Origin of the sequence: Mesobacillus selenatarsenatis SF-1 (assembly GCF_000813125.1) — a bacterium.
Taxonomy (GTDB): domain Bacteria; phylum Bacillota; class Bacilli; order Bacillales; family Cytobacillaceae; genus Mesobacillus; species Mesobacillus selenatarsenatis.
The window spans coordinates 1-1,790 of the sequence record NZ_BASE01000011.1 but is presented as its reverse complement, the minus strand read 5'-3'; the positions used below and the strand labels follow the sequence as shown (position 1 = coordinate 1,790).

Here is a 1,790-nt window from a genome sequence, read left to right as displayed (position 1 = left end):
TTTTAGAATTCCTGTAGAGAGCTAATTCTCAACTTTGAAAAAAATAAGGTCCCTCAGTAAGATATGAGTATAGACACCACTCTAACTCAAAACCCTAGGAGGAACCCTTACTATGAAGTTTAAAATGCAGGACAAACAAAATCAACTAATAGAAAGAATTTCAGATAGCCACCTTGTGGTTGGTGTGGATATTGCACAAGAATTACACGTAGCTAGAGCTGTGAATTTCCGTGGAATAATAGTCGGAGATCCACTTACATTTGAAAATAATGAAGAAGGTTTTGCTAAATTACTACAGTGGATAAACCAGTTAAAAACCTTAAGAGGATTTGCTTCCACTATCGTTGGGATGGAACCTACAGGACATTACTGGATTAACCTTTCAAAATGGCTTTATGACCAAGACATTGAAGCAGTAACTGTAAACCCTCATCTCGTCAAAAAGAATAAAGAAAACCGTGATAATAGCCGATCGAAAAGTGATAAAAAAGATGCTCTCGTCATCGCTGATATGGTCAAGAATGGTTATTATTCCTTTATTCGTCATAGTTCTGAGACCTTTGAAAAACTAAGAGTTTTAATGTCTAACCGTGATATGACGGTTAAGAGACTTGTTAGTGCCATCAATCAAATCAACCGTTGGGTCGATATTGTTTTTCCAGAACTTCGACAGGTATTCAAAGATGTTAAAGGCAAAGGAGCTATGGCGACTCTTCGCCTATTCCCGACACCACTTGAACTTCGCTCCATGAAAGCAGTCGATATCGTTGAAGGCTGGAAATCCCAAATGAAAAGACAACCTGGGATAAAAAAAGCACAAGCGTTAATTGAATTAGCTGTGCATTCAGTCGGCACTCGACAAGCACTCGAAGCTTATAAACTACACTTGGAACAGTTAATTGAAGAGTTTGATTTAGCCACTGTGCAACTTGAACGAGTTGAACAAGAAGTCACTTCCCTACTTAAACAAATTCCTTTCGCAAGAAATTTGCTTGCCATCAAAGGAATTAGTGAAATTGCACTTGCAGGCATTCTTGGAGAATCAGGTGACCTCAGTGATTTTGCGCATGGTAATTCTCTATTGCGCCATGCTGGATTACATCTTTCAGAGGCCAGTTCAGGTAAATGGAAAGGACAAATTGTCCTTTCTAAGCGTGGCAGATCTCGTTTACGGCGGTTTTTGTATTTAGCGACAATGAGTCTTGTCATGAACAACCCTGATTTTAAAGAGCTGCACGCCAATAATGTTAATGTGAAGAAGATGAAGAAAATGAAATCAATAATGAAATTAATCCATAAACTCGCCAGAGTATTAGTAGGAATGGCCAGAAAGAATGATTCTTATCGTTCCGAGAAGATCCAATCGATTTCACCAATAGCTGCCTAACGTTTAGTTGATAATTAAAGAAACACTTTAGATTTAATACCTTTCGAATACTGACTTATTCGCAGGACTCAAAGAAAGTACGAGTACCGGATTTATTGAACAAAAGGGCTCCGACCCGTTCCTTTAGAAAGACCGGCCTCTACCACTTGGATAGGTGTAACGAAGGAATGAGAGGGCATTTGACCCGTTGAGACATGGGAGTGAAAACCTCCAAGGGTAGCGTGGAGAAAACGTACATTATATGGAAATCATTGGATTTAGCATTAAATCCTTTATTAAAGTACGCCTTCTTGTAGCCATAATGTTCAAACTCATTCAATCAATCCCCTACTATTCTTTCAAGTGATTTGAAATCCTGCGAATAAGTGAGTATTCGAGAGATAATCGTATCTAACTGAGGGAG

The 1,790-nt window shown here is 38.7% G+C and carries 1 protein-coding gene; it reads left to right on the top strand.

Going from position 1 to position 1,790, the window contains the following annotated elements; all coding sequences use genetic code 11:
* Window positions 1–112 precede the first annotated feature (112 nt).
* Window positions 113–1,387, top strand: a complete 1,275-nt coding sequence (locus tag TY49_RS02255; protein ID WP_041964283.1) for an IS110 family RNA-guided transposase — start codon at window positions 113–115, stop codon at window positions 1,385–1,387.
* Window positions 1,388–1,790: the final 403 nt, after the last annotated feature.

Coding starts and splice junctions, on each gene's coding strand:
- TY49_RS02255 (WP_041964283.1), top strand. CDS start 113: ATGAAGTTTAAAATGCAGGACAAACAAAATCAACTAATAGAAAGAATT.